The sequence below is a fragment of the Paenibacillus sp. FSL R10-2736 genome, from assembly GCF_038000245.1.
Taxonomy (GTDB): Bacteria; Bacillota; Bacilli; order Paenibacillales; family Paenibacillaceae; genus Paenibacillus_AQ; species Paenibacillus_AQ phytohabitans.
On record NZ_JBBOBN010000001.1, the window covers coordinates 5034873 to 5058905 of the forward strand.

21 protein-coding genes are annotated in these 24033 nt (G+C 52.2%); 8 read left to right on the plus strand and 13 right to left on the minus strand.

The features are described from left to right. Window positions 1-168: 168 nt before the first annotated feature. Window positions 169-453 (minus strand): hypothetical protein, encoded by a 285-nt coding sequence (locus NSQ73_RS21720; RefSeq protein ID WP_171718649.1) that lies wholly within the window; start codon window positions 451-453, stop codon window positions 169-171. A gap of 194 nt (window positions 454-647) precedes the next feature. Between NSQ73_RS21720 and NSQ73_RS21725 the strand changes: the two genes are divergently transcribed. After that, complete coding sequence (locus NSQ73_RS21725) at window positions 648-1223, plus strand: hypothetical protein (RefSeq protein ID WP_042135403.1); 576 nt, start codon at window positions 648-650, stop codon at window positions 1221-1223. A 100-nt stretch (window positions 1224-1323) separates the two neighbouring features. Here NSQ73_RS21725 and NSQ73_RS21730 read toward each other — a convergent pair whose 3' ends face one another. Next, entirely contained in the window at window positions 1324-1668 is a 345-nt protein-coding gene (locus NSQ73_RS21730) for a YlbF family regulator (protein ID WP_042135401.1), read from the minus strand. A 337-nt stretch (window positions 1669-2005) separates the two neighbouring features. Between NSQ73_RS21730 and NSQ73_RS21735 the strand changes: the two genes are divergently transcribed. The 7 genes from NSQ73_RS21735 to NSQ73_RS21765 all read left to right on the plus strand — a co-directional run bounded on the left by NSQ73_RS21735 (window position 2006) and on the right by NSQ73_RS21765 (window position 9544). Beyond that, the gene (locus NSQ73_RS21735; RefSeq protein WP_039309566.1) at window positions 2006-3373 is read left to right on the plus strand and encodes a YheC/YheD family endospore coat-associated protein; all 1368 of its coding nucleotides are present in this window, start codon (window positions 2006-2008) and stop codon (window positions 3371-3373) included. Between the two features lie 10 nt (window positions 3374-3383). Then, a complete protein-coding gene (locus NSQ73_RS21740) occupies window positions 3384-4550 on the plus strand; it encodes a YheC/YheD family endospore coat-associated protein (protein ID WP_039309567.1) in 1167 nt (388 codons plus the stop codon). Window positions 4551-4563: 13 nt separating this feature from the next. Further along, the gene (locus NSQ73_RS21745; RefSeq protein WP_340988130.1) at window positions 4564-5937 is read left to right on the plus strand and encodes a YheC/YheD family endospore coat-associated protein; all 1374 of its coding nucleotides are present in this window, start codon (window positions 4564-4566) and stop codon (window positions 5935-5937) included. Then, complete coding sequence (locus NSQ73_RS21750; protein WP_042135394.1) at window positions 5934-7049, plus strand: YheC/YheD family endospore coat-associated protein; 1116 nt, start codon at window positions 5934-5936, stop codon at window positions 7047-7049. Before NSQ73_RS21745 ends, NSQ73_RS21750 begins: the two co-directional genes overlap by 4 nt. Before the next feature lie 25 nt (window positions 7050-7074). Then, window positions 7075-7593 (plus strand): N-acetyltransferase, encoded by a 519-nt coding sequence (locus NSQ73_RS21755; protein ID WP_340988132.1) that lies wholly within the window; start codon window positions 7075-7077, stop codon window positions 7591-7593. After that, entirely contained in the window at window positions 7575-8705 is a 1131-nt protein-coding gene (locus tag NSQ73_RS21760) for a YheC/YheD family endospore coat-associated protein (RefSeq protein ID WP_340988133.1), read from the plus strand. The genes NSQ73_RS21755 and NSQ73_RS21760 overlap by 19 nt, the downstream gene beginning before the upstream one ends. A 677-nt stretch (window positions 8706-9382) precedes the next feature. Continuing rightward, window positions 9383-9544, plus strand: a complete 162-nt coding sequence (locus NSQ73_RS21765; RefSeq protein WP_340988134.1) for a hypothetical protein — start codon at window positions 9383-9385, stop codon at window positions 9542-9544. Here the strand turns inward: NSQ73_RS21765 and NSQ73_RS21770 are convergent. The 11 genes from NSQ73_RS21770 to NSQ73_RS21820 form a co-directional block, all read right to left on the minus strand. Continuing rightward, window positions 9519-10877, minus strand: a complete 1359-nt coding sequence (locus NSQ73_RS21770) for a HAMP domain-containing sensor histidine kinase (RefSeq protein WP_340988135.1) — start codon at window positions 10875-10877, stop codon at window positions 9519-9521. The two genes, NSQ73_RS21765 and NSQ73_RS21770, sit on opposite strands and share 26 nt — an antisense overlap. Beyond that, window positions 10874-11551, minus strand: coding sequence for a response regulator transcription factor (locus tag NSQ73_RS21775; RefSeq protein WP_042140949.1), 678 nt, complete (start codon window positions 11549-11551; stop codon window positions 10874-10876). The genes NSQ73_RS21770 and NSQ73_RS21775 overlap by 4 nt, the downstream gene beginning before the upstream one ends. Window positions 11552-11573: 22 nt before the next feature. Continuing rightward, a complete protein-coding gene (locus tag NSQ73_RS21780; RefSeq protein WP_340988136.1) occupies window positions 11574-13538 on the minus strand; it encodes a serine hydrolase domain-containing protein in 1965 nt (654 codons plus the stop codon). 681 nt (window positions 13539-14219) lie between these two features. Next, window positions 14220-14432: a hypothetical protein gene (locus NSQ73_RS21785; protein ID WP_340988137.1), complete on the minus strand. Its 213-nt coding sequence runs from the start codon at window positions 14430-14432 to the stop codon at window positions 14220-14222. Window positions 14433-15075: 643 nt separating this feature from the next. Next, on the minus strand, window positions 15076-15354 hold the full coding sequence (locus NSQ73_RS21790; RefSeq protein ID WP_340988138.1) for a hypothetical protein: 279 nt from the start codon (window positions 15352-15354) through the stop codon (window positions 15076-15078). A gap of 184 nt (window positions 15355-15538) precedes the next feature. Beyond that, window positions 15539-17260 (minus strand): extracellular solute-binding protein, encoded by a 1722-nt coding sequence (locus tag NSQ73_RS21795; RefSeq protein ID WP_340988139.1) that lies wholly within the window; start codon window positions 17258-17260, stop codon window positions 15539-15541. Window positions 17261-17322: 62 nt separating this feature from the next. After that, window positions 17323-18201, minus strand: coding sequence for a carbohydrate ABC transporter permease (locus tag NSQ73_RS21800; RefSeq protein WP_039308538.1), 879 nt, complete (start codon window positions 18199-18201; stop codon window positions 17323-17325). Between the two features lie 13 nt (window positions 18202-18214). Then, window positions 18215-19144: an ABC transporter permease gene (locus NSQ73_RS21805; RefSeq protein WP_340988140.1), complete on the minus strand. Its 930-nt coding sequence runs from the start codon at window positions 19142-19144 to the stop codon at window positions 18215-18217. 212 nt (window positions 19145-19356) lie between these two features. Further along, window positions 19357-21000, minus strand: a complete 1644-nt coding sequence (locus tag NSQ73_RS21810) for a response regulator transcription factor (protein WP_340988141.1) — start codon at window positions 20998-21000, stop codon at window positions 19357-19359. After that, window positions 20993-22795, minus strand: a complete 1803-nt coding sequence (locus NSQ73_RS21815) for a sensor histidine kinase (RefSeq protein WP_340988142.1) — start codon at window positions 22793-22795, stop codon at window positions 20993-20995. Before NSQ73_RS21815 ends, NSQ73_RS21810 begins: the two co-directional genes overlap by 8 nt. A 630-nt stretch (window positions 22796-23425) precedes the next feature. Further along, a complete protein-coding gene (locus tag NSQ73_RS21820; RefSeq protein WP_340988143.1) occupies window positions 23426-23998 on the minus strand; it encodes a CueP family metal-binding protein in 573 nt (190 codons plus the stop codon). Window positions 23999-24033: the final 35 nt, after the last annotated feature.

Consider the following 24033-nt stretch of genomic DNA (forward strand, 5'->3'; position numbering starts at 1 on the left):
TGCATGAGTACAGCCTTGAATATAGCTATAACACATCATTTTACAAAGCATAAATACACTGTATATCCGTACATCCACATTACTGCAAACACAGCAAACCCCCAGTCCGCAGCTTTCGCGAAACAGGGGGTGAGCCGCTGCACCTTGCCTATAGACCCCGGCCAAATTCTATAATCTCTGGGACACCCGGGTTTCTTCGTTCCACTGGCCCTGCCATTGCTCCAGCTTAACCTTGCGGACCGCCTCCAGGCGTTTCTGCTTCTCTTCATCCACTCCGATGATAAAGTGCAGGTGCGAGGCAATCACCAGGAAGGCAAACGCACACCAGACAATACCGAAGCCCAGCACCCAGCCGGGGCCATTCTGAAAAGACAGCTTCGGCAGCGCGTACAGCAGCATCGCCAGAGCCGCCAGCAGATACACGGAATGCTTGAATTTGTTTCTTTTTTTCATTATCGAACCGCTCCTTCGTTCTAAAGGGTTGTCAGGCTGAATCTGAATCTATATCTCTACTCTATGAACTTCAGGTCCGGATTATGAGACAAGTTGCTAATTTTTCATCCCGCTGATTTCGCTGCCTCCGGGTTTAGTCTAGCCTGAATGCCGGGGGTGTGAGATGATGGAGCCACGAAGAGGAGGAATTTACATTGAATAACATTTGGGGCCAGTCCGAGTACATAATCCGCAAAAAGGTATTCTCCGTCATGGGGGCGAAGCTGCATATTTACAACAGCTCGGAGGAACTGGTGCTCTTTTCGCAAATGAAAGCGTTCAAATTGAAAGAGGATATAGCCCTGTACACGGACGAGAGCATGGAGAGAGAGCTGCTGCGCATTAAAGCCCGCAAAATGATAGATCTCAGCGCCACCTATGATGTCTATGATTCGGAGACCGGGGAATCTCTGGGCGCACTCCGCCGCAAAGGCCTGAAGTCCATCTTCAAAGATGAATGGGTGATTCTGGACACCGGCGATAACGAGATCGGATTCATTAAAGAGGACAGTGTGTTCATGGCGCTGCTGCGGCGTGTCATTACTCTAATTCCGCAAAAATATAATGTGGAGATCGGCGGCATGGTCATCCCGGCCTTCCGGCAGAACTTCAACCCTTTTGTCACCAAAATCATCGCCGACTTCTCCGAGGACCGCAAAGGTGTGCTCGACAGACGTATTGGCGTAGCTGCCGCGATTCTGCTCTGTGCCATTGAAGGCAAACAGGATTAGAAATAACCGGCCTTAGCATCAAAAAGAGGGTGATTCCGGAGCCAAATGGCCCTGAAATCACCCTCTTGCTATTATCAGGAGGATTCCCCTCCTATAGCGCTTATTGTTGTCCGCCGTACATTTGGGACAGGCTGTCGGTGATGATTTTGTTCACATCCTCGATCACTACACTAAGGCGGCGCTCTGCGTCGAACAGGCGGCGGATGCCGAGATTCAGGTTAAGCACCTCGAACAGCTTCTCCATCTTCTCCATTTCCTCCTGCGGAGGCATCTCTCCGCTCATCATCCGCTGCTGCAGCTCGATCTGGCTCTGACGGAAGTTGTCGAGCATCAGCTTGCTCTCCGGATCTGCTTCGATCACTTTCATCGCGCTGGTGATATCCGATACCTCGGTGCTGTCTTTAATGGCTCTCGCCAGTTCATGTGCCTTGTCAATTACGTTCATTATAAATCCTCCTAAAAGTTTTGTTGTGAGCTACATTTCCTGAGTTACTTCGTACAAAACTCACTTCGCTTAAGCTTTGTGCATCCGCCCAAATTTCGCGGTCACTTTATTTCCCCTCCAGCGGCCAGACTTCTGTCTGTGCGCCTGCACCTGTAGCCTGCACCTGTACTCCACCTGCTGAATGGTTTCACCGCTGCCGGACATTTAATCCGTCCGGCACGGCTTTTTAAAGAATAGGTCAATCACCAAGGGTCAGATGTCTCCATATGATGAATGATATGTAACCCTTAAGATTCATATTGCCGGCATCATGCTGCCTACCGGAAGGAGATCCACGATGTCCCAACTCAAGATCCCGGTCCAAACGGTCCACTCGGGCATCCTGCAGGAAAACGCTGTAATGCTAGGCGACAAATCCATGAAGAGGCTCAAAATACCGGCGCACGGAACAATCCAGCTTACCTTCGGCTCTTTCCGGCAGGAGGTTACCGTTATTCCGGTTCCCAAATCCGACAGCCTGCGCGTAAGCGAAGGGCTGGCGCGGCGGCTGGGCTTAAGGCAGCGCCTCAAGCTTAACGCTTCCTATAGTTCAGGCAGCCGCAATCTGCGGCTGGGGCCGCTGATTGGAGTTCTGGTGAGCCGGGACCATCCCGAGCATCCCGACAGAGTGTTCGGCCAGATCACGATGTTCTGCCGGGAACTGACCAATGCCTGCCATGCACAGGGCGCCTATGTATATTTCTTTACCCCGGAAGCGCTGGAAACGCGCAGCACTACCATCCAGGGCTGGGTATACGATGAGGGCTGGCGGAAGCTGAGTCTTCCTGTAGCCGATGTGATCAACAATCGGCTGACGACGCGAAAGGTAGAGAACAAACCTAGCGTACAGCATTTTTTGGCGGATGTAAAATCCCGCTACGGAACTCATTTTTTCAATGAAAAGTTCCTTGACAAGACAGAGGTATTCGAAGCGCTGGCGCAAGATCCCGCCCTACAGCGGTATTTGCCGGAGTCGCATGCCCTGAACGGCTTCGCCGTATTGAAAAGAATGTGCAGCAATTATCCCAGTGTGTTCCTGAAACCTGTACGCGGCAGCCTTGGCAAAGGCATTCTGCGCATCTCCAAAGAAGACGGCGGCGGCTACCGGCTGCTGTCAACAACACCGCTGGGGACACGCAAGCAGAGCTATCCCAGTCTGGCGAAGCTTTATGGGTCCATTGCCCCGAAGATGAAAACGACCCGCTACCAGATTCAGCAGGGATTGCCCCTGATGGAGCTTGGACGGCGGCCGGTGGACTTCCGGGCACTCGTACAGAAGAACGGCACCGGCAAATGGGGCGTCACCTCCATTGTGGCCCGGACCGCCGGAAGTAATCACTTTGTCTCTAATCTCGCCCGGGGCGGGACGCTCAGTACGGTCCGCGAAGCCATCGGCAAAAGCAATCTCCCGCCCGGGGCGAAGGAAAGCTCCCAGGTTCAGCTTCCCCGGGCAGCACTGGCAATCGCCAGAGGCGTAGAGACGTATATCCCCGCGCATTTCGGGGAGCTGGGCATCGACCTTGCGCTGGACCAGTCCGGCAGAATCTGGCTGCTGGAGGTCAACTCCAAGCCGTCCAAGAATGACAACACGCCGCTGAACGACCAGAAGATCAGACCCTCCGTCAAACAAATGATTCTATACTGCCGCTATCTGGCCGGGTTATAAGGAGGACATCATGACAGAAACAGCAATGGGGTTCCTTGGCATAATGACAGACCGCCGCCACGGGAATCCTCCCATCGCAGAGCCGGAGTTCTGCAGTCATCTATGCCGGGCGGCCCCGCTGTATGATCTGAAGGTCCTTGTTTTTCATCCGGAGGGTGTTGCGAAGGACGGCGCTTCAGTCAGCGGATATCTCTGGCAAGGCGGACAATGGGTGCCTGCCCAGGCGCCTCCGCCTGATATCCTGTATAACCGCTGCTTCTACCGGACTCCGGAGGAGAAGCAATCTGCTGCTGCCGCCTTGGCGGTATTATCCCGGTCGCTTCCCTGGTCACGCGGACTGCCGGATAAATGGGGCGTATACGAGATTCTGCGGCGCAGCCGCGCAGCCGCTGCCCTGCTGCCTGAAACGCTGGTCTACAGCGGACGGAAGGCGCTCGGAAACCTGCTGGCCGAAAGGGAATACGGTGTGTTCCTGAAACCCAAAACCGGCTCCCACGGCAAACGCACCCTGCATGCAGTACTCCTCGGCAAACGCGAAGGCGGCGGAGTGAGTGTGCGGGGAAGAGACCGGATGAATGAACCTTTTCAATATGTTTTCGGTACGCTGGACGAAGGGCTGAACTGGATCCACCGCTTCATCGGCCAGCACCGCTATATCATACAGCCTTATCTGCATCTCACCGGCAGCGGGGGACAGCCGTTCGATGTGCGTGTGCTGATGCAAAAGAACGGCACCGGCGCATGGACCCTGACCGGCATGGCCGTTCGTCTGGGCGGCCGGGGATCTCTTACCTCGAATCTGCACGGCGGGGGAACCGCGGTTCCCGCTTTGCCCTTCCTGCTAGCCGAATACGGCGCAGCAGGCCGGGACCTGTATCAGGAGCTGATCTCAGCCGCCGCACTCCTGCCTCCCCTGCTGGAAGAATCCTGCGGGAGACTGGGAGAGCTCGGTCTAGACTTCGGCATCGATGCCGGAGGAAGACTGTATCTGCTTGAAGCTAATTCCAAACCAGGGCGCACGGTGTTCCGGCTGACGGGCGACCGCCGGGCTGCTAGGCTCGCCGCTGAGAATCCGCTGCGCTATGCGCGTCATCTGCTGCTTGCACCCTGGCAGCAAACCACAAGCTGCTTCAAAGGCAGTTCCGTTCAACGGGAGAATGATATCAATGGTTCCTAAGGAGGATTCATAAATGGGTCTCACTTTTTGCAATGTGCATTTCACCAAGCAGCCCCAGCGAGTAGTCTATGTCTCGGGTGAACTGATGAAAAGCCTGAAATTATCCGGCAAGAAAAACATCCGCCTGCGCCTCGGGAAGGATGCCATACCGGCGATGATCAAGCCGATCAAACGCGCCGGCAAGCATCTCTTCCTGGCCTCGGGAGTGAAGAGCGCAATCAAGATTCCGAAATCAGGCGGCATTTATTTGCGCAACCTGCAGAATGATGAGGTCCAGCTCGGACCGCTGGTCGGCGTACTCTCCGACGGGCCCGCCTCAGCGTCACAGCCTTTCGGCTCCCGTACCGGCTTCATCAAGCAGCTGCTGCGCGAAGGCAGCAACAAATGCTATATCTTCGCCTTCATGCCGCGTGATATCGACTGGCAGCAGGAGCAGGTCAACGGATATTTCTTGAGTGCAAGCGGCAAATTCGAGCGTAAAATAGTGCCGCTGCCGGATGTCGTCTACAACCGTCTGCCCAGCCGCAGAGCAGAGACTTCCCCATACATCAACCAGCTGCGCGAGCGTTTCGGACGCAAGAAGATTCCTTATTTCAACTGGAGCTTCTTCAATAAATCGGATGTATACCGTCTGCTGGAGAATGACGGTGCCGCCAACCGCTTCGTGCCTGAAACACACAGCAACCCCAGCACAGAACAGATGCGCGATATGCTGGACCGCCACCACTTTGTCTATTACAAACCTTCCGCAGGCAGCCTTGGACACGGCATCTACCGCCTGACCTACCTGCCCAAGAAGGGGTACTTCGCCCGTTACCGTAAGAGCGGCAAGAATGTGCTGCTGCGCTTCACCAGCTTCGACAGCCTGATGCGCATGCTGCGCGGCCGTCACGGACAGAGCCTGCAGAACTATGTGGTTCAGCAGGGTATCCGGCTGATTGAGATTGACGGCTGCCCGATTGATTTCCGCTTCCATATGCACAAGAACGGCAGCAACCAATGGGTAGTTGTCGGCATCGGGGCCAAGAAAGCCGGCCGGGGCAGTGTCACCACCCACCTGAAGAACGGCGGCGCCCTGCTTACACCGCAGCAGGCACTGGGCCGTGTCTTCGGCGCAAGATCGGATGAAGTGCTGCAGCGCGCCAAAACAACAGCCGTCAAGCTGGCCGAATCCCTGGAAATCCAGCACCGGCATCTGCTCGGTGAGATTGGATTTGATCTCGGGATTGACCAGGATGAGGATATCTGGATGTTCGAGGCCAATGCCAAACCGGGACGCTCTATCTTCCGCCACCCCTCCCTGCGCGCTGAGGGCAAAGCTTCCATTGAGCACATCCTGGAGCATTGTCTGTATCTCAGCAAATTCCGCAGGAGGGATGACTTGTGAACAGCCGTATCCCCGACCCCGGCAAGCCCGTTATCGCCATCCTGACGACCAGTGACCGGCTGAAGCAGTTTCGCGGCAACCGCAATAACTTCCGCGATATTATCCGCACCGGCAAAGAAATGGGTTATCTGGTATATGTCGTCACTGTCCGCGATCTGAAGCTGGAGGAGCGGATGGTGAACGGCTACGTCCCTTCTGCCAGCGGCAAGCTCTGGTACTCCATTCCTGTCCCGCTGCCGCAGGTGATTTATAACCGGATTCCGAACCGCGTTGAAGAGGAGAAAGCACCGGTCGCCCGTAAAATAGCGGAGTGTCTGGAGCATCCTGAGATCCAGCTGTACAACCCGAGCTTTTTCAATAAATGGAATCTCTTCGAGTGGCTCAAGGAATCCAAAGCAACCTCAAAGCATGTGCCCAAGACCCGCCGTCTGCGCAGTGCAGCAACCCTGACGGCCATGCTGAAGAATCACGACAGTCTCTACCTCAAACCGGAGAACGGCAAAGCCGGCAAAGGGATTATGCGGCTGAGATACCGGATGGATGCTATGCTGCCTTACAGGCTGCAGATCCAGAGCGGCAAAAAGAACACGACCTACAAAGCCGCCTCCATCGAACGCCTGTGGGCCAGAATCGTCAGGGAAAAAGGGGTATCCCGCTATATTGTGCAGCAGGCCATTGTGCTTGCTGCGCACCACGGGCGCCCCTTCGATCTTCGCGTGCTGCTGCAGAAGAACGGCCGTGGCGCCTGGGCGGTCACCGGCATTGGAGCACGGCTGGCCGGAGCCCGCAGCATCACTACCCATGTGCCGCGCGGCGGCAGTATTGAAGAGCCCTCCAGCATGCTGGAGGGGACCTTCGGGGCGGAGCAGGCTGCGGTCATCCTGAAGAATGTCCCCACCACGGCGCTGCTGATTGCCCGGCAGATTGAACGCGCTTCGGCGACCATGCTGGGCGAGATGTCAATGGACCTCGGCGTCGATGAAGAAGGCGGGCTGTGGTTCTTCGAGGCCAATTCCCGGCCGATGAAATTCGATGAGCCGGCGATCCGCAAGCTGTCGCTGGAACGCATTTTTCATTATGGCCAGCATCTGTCCCGCCAGACCAAGCCCTAATTAAACCCGTAAAGGAAGTGACACCATGCAGATATCCTCACTCTACGACAGCAATCCGGTGCAGTGGAATTCCAGACTAGCCGGATTGCTTGAGTTCCTGAGGGAGTATGGGGAACAGCGGATTACACTTCGCGGATGCAGGCAGCTGGCCCGGCTGACGCCGGAGCAGCTTGCCTTGCCGGGAGTTTCGCTGCTCGTTGCCACTGTACGGGGTCAGAACGGCCGTCAGCTCGCAGGTGTCAGCTTCGTCTCCGGCTACGGCAAGGAGGCCTGTGTAGTAGCCGTTCATCCCCTGTACCGCAAGAGGCATACCGGCACAGCCCTGCTTACCGCGCAGCTGGAACGTCTTGGACAGCTGGAATGCCATGTGGCCTGCGATAACCCGGCCAGCCTGAAAATGTGCTTCAACAGCGGGCTTGCCGCCGTAGACCTGGTTAACGGCCCTACGGGCAAACCCACGCTGCTGCTGCGGTCTCCCCGGACTGCAGCCGGACCTACTATTCTCCCACAAGAAGGTGAACTCCTGTGCCAGAGCCCGTCTTAGGCATCCTCACGCTATATCTGAATGACGCCAAACAGCTGGAGGAGAAGAGCGTGTACCGGAGGATGATTATTGAAGGCAGCAGGATTGGCCTGGATGTCTTTGTCTTTACCCCCGCAGATGTGCATGTAAGCAAGGAACAGATCCATGCGCTTGTCTATGATGTTAAAAGCGGAACATGGTCGCGCAGGTGGCGCTCCTTCCCCAATATGATCTATGACCGCTGCCGGATTCAGCGCAGCCAGCGGTTCCAGCAGCTGCTGCGCTTCCGCGCGCGGTATGACCACCTGACCTTCCTGAACCGCCCGCTGCGTAATAAGTGGACGGTTCACCAGACCTTTTCACAGAAAAGCCGTTTCCGGCAGCATATGCCGGAGACTCTTCTATATCAGTCTTCCGCCGATCTCCACCGGATGCTGAAGTTCAGTCCGGTCGTCTACGTCAAGCCGGTTAACGGCACCGGCGGACGCGGCATCCTGCGGATTGAACGGCAGCGGGAAGGCAAGCACCTCTACGATATCCAGGGACGCCGCCAGAACCGCCAGATCATCGCGCCCCGTAAGGTGTCGCTGAACCGCCTGGAGTCGATTGTGCGCCAGTGGTGCCTCGGCGGACGGTTCCTCATCCAGCAGGGCATTCCGCTGCGTCTGCCCAGCGGACGGTTCCATGACTACCGGATGCTCGTGCAGAAGAACGGCCAGGGCGTCTGGGAATTCACCGGCATGGCCGGCCGGGTAGGCGCTGCCCGCAGCGTCACCTCGAACCTTCATGGCGGCGGGCATGCGATGCGTGCCGAGGCCCTGCTGAAGCAGTGGCTCGGCAGCGAAGAGCGGGCCGACAAGGCCATGCGGAACGCAGAGAAGCTGGGGCTCGAAGCCGCCGCGTACCTCGAAGACAGCTTCGGCGCACTCTGCGAGCTGGCACTCGACCTCGCGATCGACCGCGAGGGCAAGATCTACGTGCTGGAGGTCAACCCCAAGCCGGCCCGCGAGGTCTTCGCCCGCTCAGGCGACAATAGCACCTACCGCAAAGCGCTGGTCCGCCCGCTGGAGTATGCGATGTGGGTGTATAAGAACAAGAATACGCCGAGTTCGGCGAAGACGGTTGAGGAATAGAGGATTAGCTCTGCAACGAACAAAATTTTCCTCCAGGCAAACTTATCGGGTTGCCATGCGATAGCTCCTGCTGCTGCTCTCTGTTCCAGCGAAGGATCTCCTTGTAAGCAAGTTGCTTACTCATGCTAGCTGATGTTTGTTAGGTCAACCTCTGAAGAATTTAAGTGGAAAAACGTATCTTAATTTCATCATTTTGGATTATTTTCGGAGTTTAATTGGATAAATGGCATTTAATTTCTCATCCTTCCTTTACTTTGGCCGATTTACTGCCAATTAAGTGCTGTTTTTCCAACTGCTGTTGAACTGTCACTCCTCCGGTTCCTAGCAAGTGGAGAAAATCCATTTATTTCAGGAACACCGGACACCCAGGCTCTAAACAATACTCTTCTAAATTTCTTTAGCCGTCTCTTCACCGTCTTTTTCACAATATTTCTTCTTGCTTAATTTCCTGTACATGAACAAATGCCCCTCCGCAGCTACCGGAGGGACATTTGTTCATTGTAATGCGACAGAATTACCACAGTTAAGAATTTTCTAAATTCATATTCAAGCTTTATCAACTGCAGTTTCCTTACTTGCCGCCTGGGCAGTCACTTCGCTTACGCCTTGGACCTGAACCGGTATACCCCGAGGTATGGTCTTATTACCTCCCAATTATCCCGGATTGTTGTATCCCCATGCCCATGCCCATTCTGCAGAAGTCCACCCACCTGTATTTCATGTACCTGCAAAAAGCCGTGATTCTTACTCATCAGCGGGGCGGTTTGGTTACGGAGGAAGACCAGGCAGCGGACCGGCAATTTAGGGATTTCATCATGTCTGGCGTACGGGCAACCTGACAATCATCGTCGTCCCCCCTCCAGGTGCTCCGTCCACCTCAATGCTCCCTTGATGCAGGGAGACGATTTTTTTGACAATTGCAAGCCCCAGACCGTTCCCGTTGTTGTTTCCGCTGCGCGACTTGTCAGCTTTATAGAATCTTTGAAAGATGGCGCCAGCCTCTTCCGGGGAAATCCCGATGCCATTATCGCTGATGGTGACGGATACTTCTGCTGCACTGCTGTCTAAAGAGATGCGGATCTTTCCGCCTTCAGGCGTAAACTTAATGCTGTTGCTGAGCAGATTCATCCATACCTGCTTCAGCTGATCTTCATCCCCAATGATATGGACAGCTTCCGGCAGCTCCAGATCAATAACGATGCTTCGGGCTGACCATTGCGGCTCACAGGTTACAACGATGGTTCTAATCTGCTCGTCAAGCCGGAAGGAGCCTGTTATGAAGGGATGATGCTCGGAATCCAGGGAAGCAAGCTTCAGCAAATTATCACTTAGCCTCGACAGACGCCCACTCTCCGCAATAATGATATCCAGATAGTCCTTGCGTTCCTCCTCCGCAATTAGGTCATTGTTCTGCAGCGCCTTGGCAAAGCCGGAAATAGACGTAAGCGGTGTCTGAATTTCATGCGAAACACTCGATACGAAGTCCTGCCTCATCTGCTCCAGCTGCTTCAATTCTCCGGCCATCTCCACATAACTTTGCGTCAACTCCCCGATCTCGTCCACACGGTTCCTTTTAAGCTCCACCTCGAAGTCACCTTTGGCCAGTCTTTTGGTTGCATTCGTCAAAGCTTTGATCGGCTCCACCAGATATCTGGCAGCAACAACGATACATACACTTCCCAGCACAAGCACCAGCAGCAGCACAAAGAGTACCATCCGGTTGACGATAGCCTCGTTCCCGGCAGAGTACTGCAAGAACATTGCATGCCACTCCCCCTTGAGCATAAAGGGCATTCCGATGAACGTATCCTTATCTTCCTTGGAGGAACGATAGACCTTTCCCTGCAGCACTTGCCGGACAGCTTCTGAGGTGATGGGTACAGCAGGGCTATCTATGAGCCCGTAAAAAGTATGTTCTCCGGATGGATCGTACAGGTTAATGGGATGTGCCGATATTTTAACCATACTATTCAGGAACTCGTCCGTATCTGTAGGCTTGGCGTCATCATAGCGATGAATGATCTCCTGGCCCACTGCGAGCATTTCGCTTTGTCCCTTATAGCTTATTTGCTGTTGAAAAACATACAAGCCAATGAAAAAGGAACAGATCAGGCTGAAGATGATGATGCTGAGGAACGTGAGAATGACCCGAACATACAGTGTCTTGATCATGGCTCAGGGATCAGCCGGTAACCCAGGCCGCGGGCAGTTTCGATTTGAAAACCCTCGCCATTGCCGCTGAACTTCTCCCTCAGCCGGCTGATATGCACATCTACAGTCCGCCCGTCCCCTTCATAATGGAGTCCCCAGACTTGCTGAATCAGTTGTTCTCTGGTGAAGATCTGCCCGGGATGGCTGACCAGCAGAAACAGAAGATCAAATTCCTTCAAGGGAAGCGTGACCGGTGCCCCACTGCGTGTAACCTGAAAGGTCCGGCGGTTGAGCACCACATTGCCGAGCTGCACGGACTGGGAAGTAACTACCAGTGAGCGTTTGAGCAGCGCTTTTACCCGCATCACCAGTTCCACCGGATCAAACGGCTTGGTCAGGTAATCATCCGTTCCGAGTTGAAATCCTTTCACTTTGTGGGCAGATTCCGCTTTGGCCGTCACCATGAGGAGGGGGAGGTTGGCATCCGAACGCCTGATTTCCCTGCACAGCTCCCAGCCATTCAGTCCCGGCATCATAATATCCAGAATGACAAGATCGATCTGTGAGTCCTCTATGATGGACAAGGCCTTGGTGCCGTCCCCGGCTTCTTCGAGGTCGAACCCTTCTTTGCGCAGATATAGAGACATCAGCTTCCGGATATTGTCATCATCATCCGCGATAAGTATAGTAGCCACGATCATCCTTCTCTCTTAAGCGTTATCCAAACTGCCAGCCGAGCAGATTCCAATAGTAGAAGAAGATCATCAATACGACAGCCGAAAGCGTCACTAACGTGTAATGCATCCGTTTAAAGGTGGTCCAATACTTATTTTTCCAAACCAATATAGCCGAGACCAACATTGCTAAGGTCAAGCCCGCCATAATGATTGGCATAACCAAGCTGACAGACAGCAAAGGACTGATACCGCTGAGCTTCTGCATAATGTCCATGGACATAATAACCATAAACAGAGTAATAAAAGATAACAGCGCCCAGCCGGCAGTTCCCGCAGATAATCGGATGGCCCGCTTTTCTGGGGGCGTCATCGCCTTGAACCTGCGTCTGAAGAAGAGGGGGCCGGGCAAAGCTGTGATGAAAATGAATCCTGCGGCACCAAGAAGGATAAGCCAAAACTTACTCTGATCCAAAAGGGGCGTACGCTCCAGCGGCATCTCCGGAGCCATGTCCAGGAGCATATGTGTTACTTTGCCGGACTCATCCGTAAGGAAGCCGATCTGATCGGTCCCTCCTTCAAGCTGGAACAGGTTAGGACCGATGGCTCTGTACAGCTGTTGTTCACTGCCGCTTCCCAAGGATAGCTTATTGTCCGCAATCGTAACATTCAGCTGGGCAAAAAAGTTAAAGAACTTGTCGATATCACTTATGTTGCGGCGTGTAAATTGATAGGAGCCGGCATATTTCTGCACGGATTCCACAGAAGCGGAGAACTCCGGCTGCTTCACTTCGGGAGCGGGATAATACCGGTTGAACAAGGCCTGGACCAGATTTGCTGCCGATTCACTGCCTTGACCGCCATTGTAGGATAAGAAAATCCCCAGTTGCTTGGCAGGTGCGAGATACAATTCCGTATTAAACATGGGATCGGAGCCGCCATGAGAGATTAATGTTACCCCGTTCACCCGCTTCTCTGCGAATCCGAGAGCTACTCCCGGCAGGCGCTTATCGAGCTGGAACGCTGTTGAATGCATGAATGCAGCAGTCTCAGGCTTCAGAATCTGCCCGTTGCCATATTTCCCGTTCTGCAGATGCGCGATCATGAAATGTGCCATGTCTAATGCAGATACAGTGCCCGAGCCGGCAGGACGAAATCCGCCCTCGAATGTAGGCATGCCTGGAATAAAGCTGCCGTTCTCGCTATTATACCCTACCACCTGGTAAGGGATGAATGACTCCTGCAATGGCTCCACGACCGTCGAATATTTCATGTCCAGCGGATCGAAGATATACTTCTGAATATATTCATTGTATGGAATGCCGCTGACATCCTCCACAATCATACCCGCAAGCGTGGCACCATAGTTAGAATAGGCACTCATCTCACCGGGCGGTCTGATCCGGGCCAGCATATGTTTATGGAGTGTCTCCGAGATGGAACCGGGCAATCCGGCAGGATCAGTGACGATTTGATAACCGACTCCGCCCTCTTCAAAGCCTGCTGTATGGGTCATCAAATGACGCATAGTGACGGGTTCAGGATAAGTGGCGGGAATCTTCACGGATTTCAGGTAGGTGTTAATATCGGTATCCAGATCAATCTTACCTTGTTCAACGAGCTGCATCACAGCTGTCCAGGTGAAGAGTTTGGTCGTTGAAGCGATTCGGAACATGCTGGTTGCAGGGTCAACCGGAGCCGCTTGCTCCAGATTGGAGCTGCCATATCCTTTGCCCAAAATGATCTTGCCATCCTTAACGATGGAGATCACCGCTCCCGGAATTTGCAGCCGGTTCATATCCTCTTCCATGATTCCATCAACGAAAGCAGTCAGACCCGCGATATCCTCCAGATTGGCGGCAGATGCTTCAGTCTGAGGTACCGCCGGCTTGGTTTGAGCCGTCTCGGCCGTGGCAAGTTTCCCGGGAAATATAAGGCTCACGCTTAACCCGATTACAGCTAATATCGTCAGACCAGCAGCCAGCCTTTTTTGCATAGTTATTACCATATTATCCTCCGCATCATCTTATATATTGTAGGTTGGATGATCATCCGCCTGACACTTATAGAGACTAACAGAGTATTGTGAATAGAACGTTAACAAGACTATAAGCTGTCCATGAGCAGGTTCATTACACGAATCTATGAGCAGGTTCATCTGCGCAAATCCGTGGGCGAACAGGTCGGTGAACTTCTTCAGGTCGATAAACTTCTTAAATGTCTATAGAGTAATCCTGCCTGGGTCCGCGCGCCTCCTCATGCTGCGTATGGAGTGAATGGAGAGAAGTATGGTCACTATTACTCAAAATCCTGCACTAAATACAACATTCCCCTCCTTAAAAGGGTAAAAATTGAAAAATGTTGTATTAAATGCAGCAATTATCCTCCTCCAGGCCGATTATTGGAATAATTGTTGTATTTCGTACAACAATCCTCCAAAATAGCCGGGTATGCATGTAACCGAGTTGTATTTCATACAACATTTCCCTCTACACAGACGCCAACTTAAGAATCCCATTGCTGCTACAGGCCGGAGCTCTGAGACAACAGCACATTCTAAGCAGGCCGCCTGACTTACAAATCCAACTTGAATACTCAGAGCATATTTTCCCGGACAATTCATAAGCTCTAACATCCGCTCTTACATCAGCTCTTACATCCGTACGTACATAAACAGCTACAGAAACAGTTACACGAACATATCTGGTACTCCCTGCACCGGCTCGTAATAACAAATGTATGAATTCTGCATCACCGGACGGAGCAGCCCTTTACGCACCAGCTCCTGCAGCTGCTTACGCGCCGTCCGAAAGTTCAGATTGTATTGCAGCATCACGTCTTTGGGACGTAGTCCCTTGTCCAGGCTCCAAGCCAGTTTAACGATTTCCTTATCAAACTCCATAATCAGTTACCTCCCTCTCTCATTTACGCAAAAAAAGAACGCCCCTCTGCCAGCAGCAGCTTGGGACGTTCTTCGTCTGAGCTAATTATAAGCCAGCACAACAGGTGCGGCAATCATTTCATTCGATAGTGATGACATTAATTCCTATTCCATACCCTTACATTAATAAGATAGTATAACGTCATAATTAATTGGATGATTATAATAATCATTGGAAGCAGATAGATCATTTCAGCCGAATACTTCGGCATTGTAATAAATACCAACTCATCTTCACTGCCTCCAGGACTTTGCATTTCCACTAAAAGAAACAGAAGTAAGCTGCTTGGGATAACTGTAAATACGAACCAGGTGATCCGGTCCCTGACTCTCTTCGCCCTAATAAACAATAAACCGTTGATAAAGCACATGGCGAGGGGCAGAATGTACGTTTTACAAAGTAAAATGATTAGCTCTGTTCCCCATCCTCCCTCAATTCTTATCCCGAGAAAATAGATTAAGATCAAATGTATTGCAATTGCTGCTAACATATATAGAATGACTTGGAATACCGTCTTTATGGATTTCTCCATTGTTTATCTCCCTTGCTTAACATGTATTAGGCAAAATGATTATTCTTTGAATGTATATCTGGAATTTCTGATTATGTAAGCCAAGGCGCAAGGAAGAAAAAGAGCATTGTCGTGCTAAAACAGATCAGAAGCAAAAGATGCAGGCTCTTCTCTAACAAGTGTTTTGCAAAGAAAAAGCAGATTACCAGGCATACTACCAAGAGAACAATATAAAACGACAGTTGATTATAGTCGGTTGCTGTCCATAATAAACCGCCTCCGCCAGCAGAAAAGACTATGCCGATGACTAGAAAGTACATCCCCACTCCCATTAATCCGCTTAAAGCAACGAAAATCAAACTGATAATCATATTACGCTCCTTTGACTTGGTCACTGTTCCTCATCAGCCAGATATAATATCAGGAATCTATTGAATATATTCCCTTTATCCCAAGTTATCGGATTCTCCCCATGATTTGTGTAGATCAACAGAACGACAAAAAAGGAACCGTGATAAACACGGCCCCCCTCGAATCTCTCTAACCCACTATCCTTTATTGAACGCCCTTCTTCTGCAAATCCTCCAGGTGGCGCTGATACATCACTTTCTCGGCCTTCTCTGCACCGACTTTGTCCATCTGGCTGATGAAATCGTTGTAGGCGTTGTCGAAATCAGCATCGGTTTCGGACAGGATCAGCTTCGGAATGGTTTTGTTCCAAAGATCCTTCACTTTGCCGTTGATCACACCTTCAGGTGAAGAGCCGTCCGGCTCCAGATTGTCCATGCCCAGGGAGTAGCTGTCGAAGTTGTATTTCTCCAGCAGCTTCGCTCCCGCGAATTGCTCCGGCTGCTGTTCCTGGAAGTCACGGGCGGACGCATCATCCCACAGTTTACCTGCCCGCATCAGGAGGGTCGAATCATCGAAGCCGTACTGGGCGTTATAAGCGTTGTTGTCCTTAAGCTTCAAGTCCATAATTTCCTGCTTGAATTTCGGCAGGCCATCAACCATGTCATAAGTCTCGCCTTCAGTACCGTATCGTGCATCAAGCTGTCCTTCATCGGACCAGGCATATTCAGCAAAGCGGATAATCCGTTCCGGATTCTTCGCATTCTTGGTGATGAAGAAGCCCTGCCAGCCCATCAGACGGGAAGCGGCATATCTTGGGTCCTGACCATTCGCCTGAAGTCCGCCGATAATCGAGTATTTATGATCGGCCCCCAGCGTACTTTCAATTTTCGGATTGTATTGGGTGTACATATTGGACATGTACTGCGAAGCTGCGGCATATTGCGCCCCATACAGCTTCTCTTCATACTGCTCCTGCTTATAGATCAGCAGCTGTGAATCGAATAGTCCATTGCGGTACAGCTGGTTCATGTAACGGAAGGAATCGATGAAGCCTTTGTTCCGCATCGGGTATTCTACGATCTGCTGATCATCCTTGATGCGTTCCTCCAGCAGATTCGGCGAGAAGGAGCTGATCAGGAAGTTCATTGACAAGCTGCCGCCGAAGCTGTTTTTGGCCACATCGAAGTTCTCCACACCGACCGGACTGATCTCAGGGAATTTCTCCTTTGCCAGCTTGAGGGCGTTCATCAGATCATCTGTCGTCTTCAACTCCGGACTGCCAATGGCCTTGTAAATATCTTCGCGGAAGAACCATGGACGAATCGGCGTAATCGGCACCCCGCTGGTCAGTCTGTCAGCGGTTTCAAACAGGTTCGGCAAGTACCAGAGCTTCCCGTTAACCGAATGATATTTCACCATATCCGGGTCGAGCATGGACTTCAGCTCCGGTGCATATTTGTCCATCAGCTCATCCATGGAGTAGACCATACCATTATTGATCAGCTTGCTTACCGCAGGATTGTTCCAGTCCAGCATGATGGTATCCGGCAGATCCCCGGAAGCAATCATGGTGTTCAGGTAATCGTCATCGTTCCCTGTTGCCAGCTTGCGGTCTATCGTCACACCTGTTTTTTCTGTAGCCAGCTTCATCGCATACTGATCCTTCCACAGATATGCAGATGCCCAGTTCCCGTAGAAATATTGGGTGAATTTAAAAGGTGAGGTGTCTTGCTTCCAGGATTCCGTGCTTCCGGTGTCTGTGCCCGCATTAGCAGGTTCTGCCGAAGCATTCGCTGCCGGAGTAGCTGGCGCATTACCCTCAGCCGCTCCATTTGCATTATTGCCGGTATTATTAGAACTGCAGCCTGCCAGTAGAGTGACGGCGAGTAAAGCAGCGGCCATTCCTTGTGCGCCTTTCTTTCTCATACATTGACCTCCCATAAAATGAAATCTATATACTTAAACGGCCGGAGCCGTTAAAGCCGTTATTAACCTTTGACCGAACCGATCATCACGCCCTGCACGAAATATTTCTGTACGAACGGGTAGGTAAAGACAATCGGCAATGTGGTAATGACCATCGTAGCCAGCTTAAGCGATTGCGCAGAGACTGAGCCCAGTCCCAGGTTGCTGGCCATCAGGCTGACATTGCTGTTCGAGCTGATAATTTGCATCAGAATCTGCTGGAGTGTCAGCAGGTTATCATTACCGAATAACATGGCATCATACCAGGCGTTCCAGTGGAACACCGCATTGTAAAGTGCAATCGTCGCCAGCACGGGCTTGGAGACCGGCAGGACCAGCTGCCAGAAAATCCGCAGATCGTTGGCACCGTCAATTTTGGCCGATTCCTCAATTTCCTTGGGCAGTCCCCTGAAGAAGGTCAGCATAATGATGGCATTAAACACATTGAACAGATTCGGGATAATGTAGACCAGGAAGCTCCCTTTTAGATGCAGATACTTGGCTACAACGAGGTAATAAGGAATAATACCGCCGCTGAAATACATGGTGACAATAGCCATCATGAGGAAAATCCTACGCCCCATCAGCTCGGTCTTGGATACGCCATAAGCAAAGGCTGCTGTAAACAATACCGCAGTTGCTGTTCCGGCAAGAGTCCGGGCGATGGTGATGAAAAAGGCATGCCCCATACGTTCATCCTGAAACACGACTTTGTAATTCTCCATGGAGAATACGCGCGGCCAGAAGGCGATCCCTCCACGGGCGGCATCCGTCGGATCGTTAAGGGAAGTAATTACGATATTATAGAACGGATACAGGGTCATAATACAGAGCGCCAGCAGCACCAGCACATTCAGGATATCAAAGGCTCGTTCCGGCCACCTTTTCGAATACGTTAACATGATGTCCCGCCTCCTAGAACAAGCTCTCTTTAGTGATTTTGCGTGAAGAATAATTGGCAATGTACATCAGCACAAAAGCAACGATGGATTGGAACAGGCCAATCGCAGTACCGTAGGAGAATCTGCCTGTTACGAGACCCGTTTTGTACGAATACACAGACAGCACATTGGCTGCATCCTGGGTCATTGAATTCTGCATCAGGTACATCTGATCAAAGTTCGAGTTAATGAGCCCGCCCACCGAGAGAATCAGCAGGATAATGATCGTTGGCTTCAGGGAAGGCAGTGTAATATGCCAGATCCGCCGGAACCGGCCCGCACCATCCACAATGGCCGCTTCATACAGCTGGGGATCAATGCCGGCAATGGCTGCCAGATAGATAATGGAGTTCCAGCCGATATTCTTCCAGATCTCCGTAAATACAACCAGGGTCAGGAACGTATGCGGGCTGCCCATCATCATGGTATCGCTTCCAATAATCCCGGTACTGACCAGCATTTTGCTGATTACGCCAGTCTCCGGATCAAGCAGGGTGTACATTAAGCCGACTACCAGCACCCAGGATACGAAATACGGCAAATACGTCAGTGATTGAACAATCCGCTTGAATCTTTTGAATACTACCTCATTCAGCAGGATCGACAGGATGATCGGTGCCGGGAAACCAAATACCAGCTTGGCAATACTGATCTTGAATGTGTTAGCCAGTGATTCTGTAAACGTCGGATCATTGAATAATTCCCGGAAATTCGCCAGCCCAGTCCAGGGACTGTGGAGAAACCCCTGAAAAGGTGTATATTCCTTGAAGGAAATGATCACACCATACATCGGGATATAGTTAAAAATGATCATCCATAGTACTGCCGGCAGTGTCAGCAACATCAGATACCGCTGCTGCCAGAACCGCTTGGATACGCTCCGTTTGACGGGCAAACTGCTCATAAGCTACATCCTTTCTTCTGCATTCGATTGCGTTCGACTTCTCATCTTTCTATGGGTTAATTATAAAATGCCGCCTGCCAGGGTTATATATCAAAAATGAACGCGGGTATCAGAATCCCACGATGTTTGTAAGCGCTGTCTAAATAAAAGAGCCCCAAACGCATCATCTGCGATTGAGGCTGACTTATTATCGTCCGGGAAGGATCTGACCCTTAACGCTGTACGAATTCCCTGTACTCTCCGGGTGTCATTCCGTAAACCTGCTTATACAGCAGCCCGAAATACGATGGATTCGGAATGCCGATCTGCTCGGCCACTACAGCTATGCGCTGCTTGGTTGTGCGCAGCATCTCCTCCGCACGTGCGAGCCTGTACTCCTGGATATATTCACTCGGTGTCTTGCCTGTCTTCTTCTTGAAGATCATCCCCAGGTGGTTGGGGGAGACGAATACCTCGCCGGCTAAATATGCCAGGCTCAGATCCTGGTTCCCGTACTGCTCCTCAATCAGAACGATGACCCGGTTAATCAGATAGTCATCCTTACGGTTCCGCTTCTCTTCCAGCAGCTGCGACATTTCACCGATAACGCCTGCTGTATAAGCTCTCATGTCCGGGAGACGGCTGCTGGCCAGCAGCGCCTCCATATGATTGGCGGCAACTGCTGTGGTAGCTTGGGCAGCGGGCATCGCAAGCGAGGAACAGCTCTCGATCACACCGCCGAGCAAGGAAGCGATATAGGATCTTCCTGCCCCGGGATGCGCGGCAAGCAAGGCGAACAGTTCGTCCATGACCGGTCCGGTTGGGCTCCCGCTCCCGAGATCATACCTCAGGCGCTTGGCCAGCTCCCGGAACTGCCGGGTGAACACCTCAGAGTCCTTAGTGAATTGTTTCCTGGCGAACTGTTCCCTGTCTGCTGCAACAACTCCGCTCAGGCCATTAAACACCGCGAAGTTAAATGCACTTTGCGATTCCCGAAAGGATTCGCGGATGAGTCCGATATCCTCCCGCGGTGAGCTTATGCCGATGATCCACCCCGCTGGATCAACCTGTTCCCGGGCTGTATCCTCTATGATCACTGGCTGCAGATTAAACACCTGCAGCAGCTTCTCTGCAAGCTGTGCCTGGCCGCTGAGCTCATCCTGCTGCAGGGCGATGAGCAGGACGAGGGCCGCAAGTTCTCCCTGCCCTGCCCCCGCGCCGGACGAATGCACAAGCACCTGCCGCCCGAGTACAGTTCCGGCGGTCCGCTCCATCTCCATTGTATCCGGCTTCTGCGGCAGGCCCGGCCGGGAACACAGCCACACAGAGAAGGCGCCCGCTTCCAGATAGCCATTGTCCCGGAGTTCATTAATCGTCTGCTGCTGCGTCTCCGCACCGCCCCGGCCCAGCAGCCAATCCATTACCTGCTGGCGCAGCGAGAGGTGGTGCACCGCATCTTTTTCCAGCCACATGCGCTCCTCTTCACTCCGCTTCAGCAGCTGATCCTCACAGCCTTGGACGACCTTGAGCATCGTGCTGAGCATTTCTTCTTCCCCCACCGGCTTGAGCACATAATCCACCGCGCCGAACCGCAAGGCTTCACGGGCAAATTCGAAATCATCATACCCGGTCAGCACAACGATCCGCACCCCGGGAAGCTGCTCCAGAACAAGCTTGGCCATCTCGATTCCATTCCTGCCGGGCATTTGTATATCCGTGATGATGATATCCGGCCTGATCTCCAGCGCTTTGTCCAATCCCTCGATGCCGTCCGATGCGGTCTCAATCACAGAGATGCCCATCGACGCCCAGTCCAGAAACTCGATTAACCCTTCTCTCTCCCAGCGTTCATCTTCGACAATAAGCATTTTAAACATTGTTCATCCCCCTGGCTGCAAAAGACAAGGTAATTACCGTTCCAATCCCCTGTCTGCTGTAAAGTTCAATATGCTGGGATTCCCCATAAAAAGCCTGAAGACGTTTGGTTATATTGGCAATGGCAAACCCGCTGCCCCGTGTATTGAGAACTTTGCCTGCAATTACATCCTCGATCATATCCCGCGGCATGCCTACCCCATCGTCGATGATGCGGATGACCACCTGATCGTCTTCGAGGGCTGCTTTGATGATAATGGTACCATGTGAACGCTTAGGCTCAATCCCGTGGATCAGTGCATTCTCAACCAGCGGCTGCAAAATATTCTTCAGCGTATAACAGTTCCTGACCCGCTCCTCCACTTCAAAAACCGCGTCAAACCGGTCCTCGAACCGGAACTTCTGAATCGCCAGATAAGCCCCCACCATATCAAGCTCATTCGCCACCAATGTCTCCGAATTCCCCTTATTCAGTACCAGCCGGTAGAACTTCGCCATGGAATCCGACAGCTTCACGATATCCGGCGCTTTAGCCTTGCGGGCCACCCAGGAGATCGTCGCAAGCGTGTTGTACAGAAAATGCGGATTGATCTGGGACTCCAGCGCTTTGAGTTCGGCATCTTTTTCCAGCAGCTCGGATTTGTATACGGTTTCGACCAGATCATGGATCCGGGTAGTCATATGATTGAAGCTCAGTGCCATCTGGGTGAACTCGTCATTCCAGACAACCGGCACCGATACGTCAATGGAGCCTTCCCGCACCTGCTTCATCGCCTTAAGCAGCACCTTCATGCGGGACAGCAGCTTCACTGTCAGATAATACACCAGCAGGCTCAGTATAATGAGCGCGGCAATCAGCACCATGAAGCTGGTCCGGATCGACTGGTTCACTTTATCCACGAAGTTGCTCACCGGAAAAACACCCACAAGGCGAAGATCCGGGCCTGTAAGCGGGACCGAGATCACTATGGACCTGACCCCGCCTACCGTTGCCAGCATATTCAGCCTGCTGTTATCCCCGGGCATCACCCCGGTGAGCTCTTTGATCATCGCATCGGACAGCGGAGTGTTGTTATTGGAGGCAACCTTGTGATTATTGTCGAGGACGAGAACGCTTCCAACCTCCGTGTTGGCATCCTCCAGCGGCTGGAACAGCACGCTTTGTGTCACCTCAATTTCGACCAGACCGTTCACCTCGTTATTGCGTCCGGAGAGAATCTTCCGGTTATACGAGAAAACATCCGCTTTGGCCTTCACATCAGGCCTCGTTGTCAGCAGATTCTCCAGATGCAGTCCCCGCCAGTCCGTGGAGTTCTGGACATCCTTCATAAACCGTACATACTCCCCGTCCCCGCGAATCCGGTCCATACTATAGAAGCCGTCGTAAAGCTCGAAGATCTCAGGGATCGTCGGATTGTTCATATAGACATGTATCGAGTGGATGTACGTATTCTGCCGCATAATGTTGTCTACAATCGGGGCAACGTTGTATCGGTAGTCCTGAAGCTGAAAGCTCTCATTAATAAAAGCGCTGTCCAGCAGCGTCTGAATCCTGGAATCAAAGGCGATGATCTCCGAAATGTTCTCGATCATGTCCACCTTTTCATCGATCGTGGTTTTGGTCTGCAGCAGATTCTGTTCCATCACGCTCCGCGCCTGGGAGATGGCTGAATTGTACGCCTGCACATAAATGATGACCCCTGTGATGATGGACGAGACCGTTAGAATCAGAACAAAGACCCCAACAAACTTTGAGGTCACACTCCAATTGTGAAAAACCCGGGTGATCCGCTTCATGTAACCTGTTAGCCCCCTATTTGCCTCAACTCCACCCCATCGTAACACCGGGTTCTGGAATAGTAAATTAGGTTTTATATTCAAGAGCGGAGAAGACCTTGGGCGGTTGACTGGCCGAGGGAGGCGTGAGCAGAGGTAGAGGGATTTGGGTGGGTGGGTGGAGGGATTGAGAGGGAAAGATAGACGTATGGATAAGCTTTAGCTAATTATTCGTTACTCCCCCCGGGAGTTGTAGCCGCAGCGAAGCCGATTTCTTAAGCCCGCCGGGCTGATTAGGCATAATTGTTGTACGGAGTACAACTCTGTTCGCCAGTTACCCCTGTGTTTGGGCGAATTGTTGTACGAAATACAAGAATAGTCTCTTTGATTGGCTGGAAGACGTGGAAATGCTGCAAAAAGTACAACAATTTTCGATTTCGATCGATCTCACGAGGAAAATGTTGTATTTTGTGCAGCATTTCATAAAGGTGCCTCTGGATCAAAGCGGAGGACTCCTGCGTTGTGTTACTAAGCCGGAGGCCAGTGATTCGCATGGTGAAAATAGTAAATGATCACAGCAAACAGCCGCCTCCCTGCCGCAGAATAGCGGTACCCGGAAGACGGCTGAGACCGTAAGCCTAATAGAATAGATTAACTTAATTGCATAGTGGTAAGGCAGGTGTCATCGCTCTCGAAGGTGGATACTTCGGTCTTGGCTTGTTTCCCGTCATGCGTGACGGTGATCTGAAGCTTCTGGTCACGCGGGAGCCATAGGTCGATGAACCCGTTAGGCTGGGATTTCACTGTCTGCTTCATCACTTCTTTGCCTTCGGCGTCTTCAATGTATACGTCGAAGTCCTGGCCCGCCATTTCCCCCTGGCAACCGGTCAGGCTGTGTGTAGCACATGGATGCGTCTTCTGCACATAAGGGGCAACGGACAGGAAGAATTCGTTCTCCGGCAAATCATAGGTGACTTCGTTTGGCCCGCCGCTGTCCACGATGAGCTGGGTGGAGGTGATGGAGGCGGACTGGGACGTCAGAGCGCGCGAGCTGTAATCAGACACCAACTGCTTAATGTCCTGAGCGGCCGCCTGACTAACCGGCTGGCTGCTGCCCTGTGCCTCTTCGACGTCAGCCGTGTTTCGTTCCCCGCTTCCGGCATAAATAAAGATTCCGATTGCCGCAACAACTGCACATGTACCCGCCACGATTTGTTTACGCATACTCTATATGTTCATCTCCTTGTGGAATTTCAGCC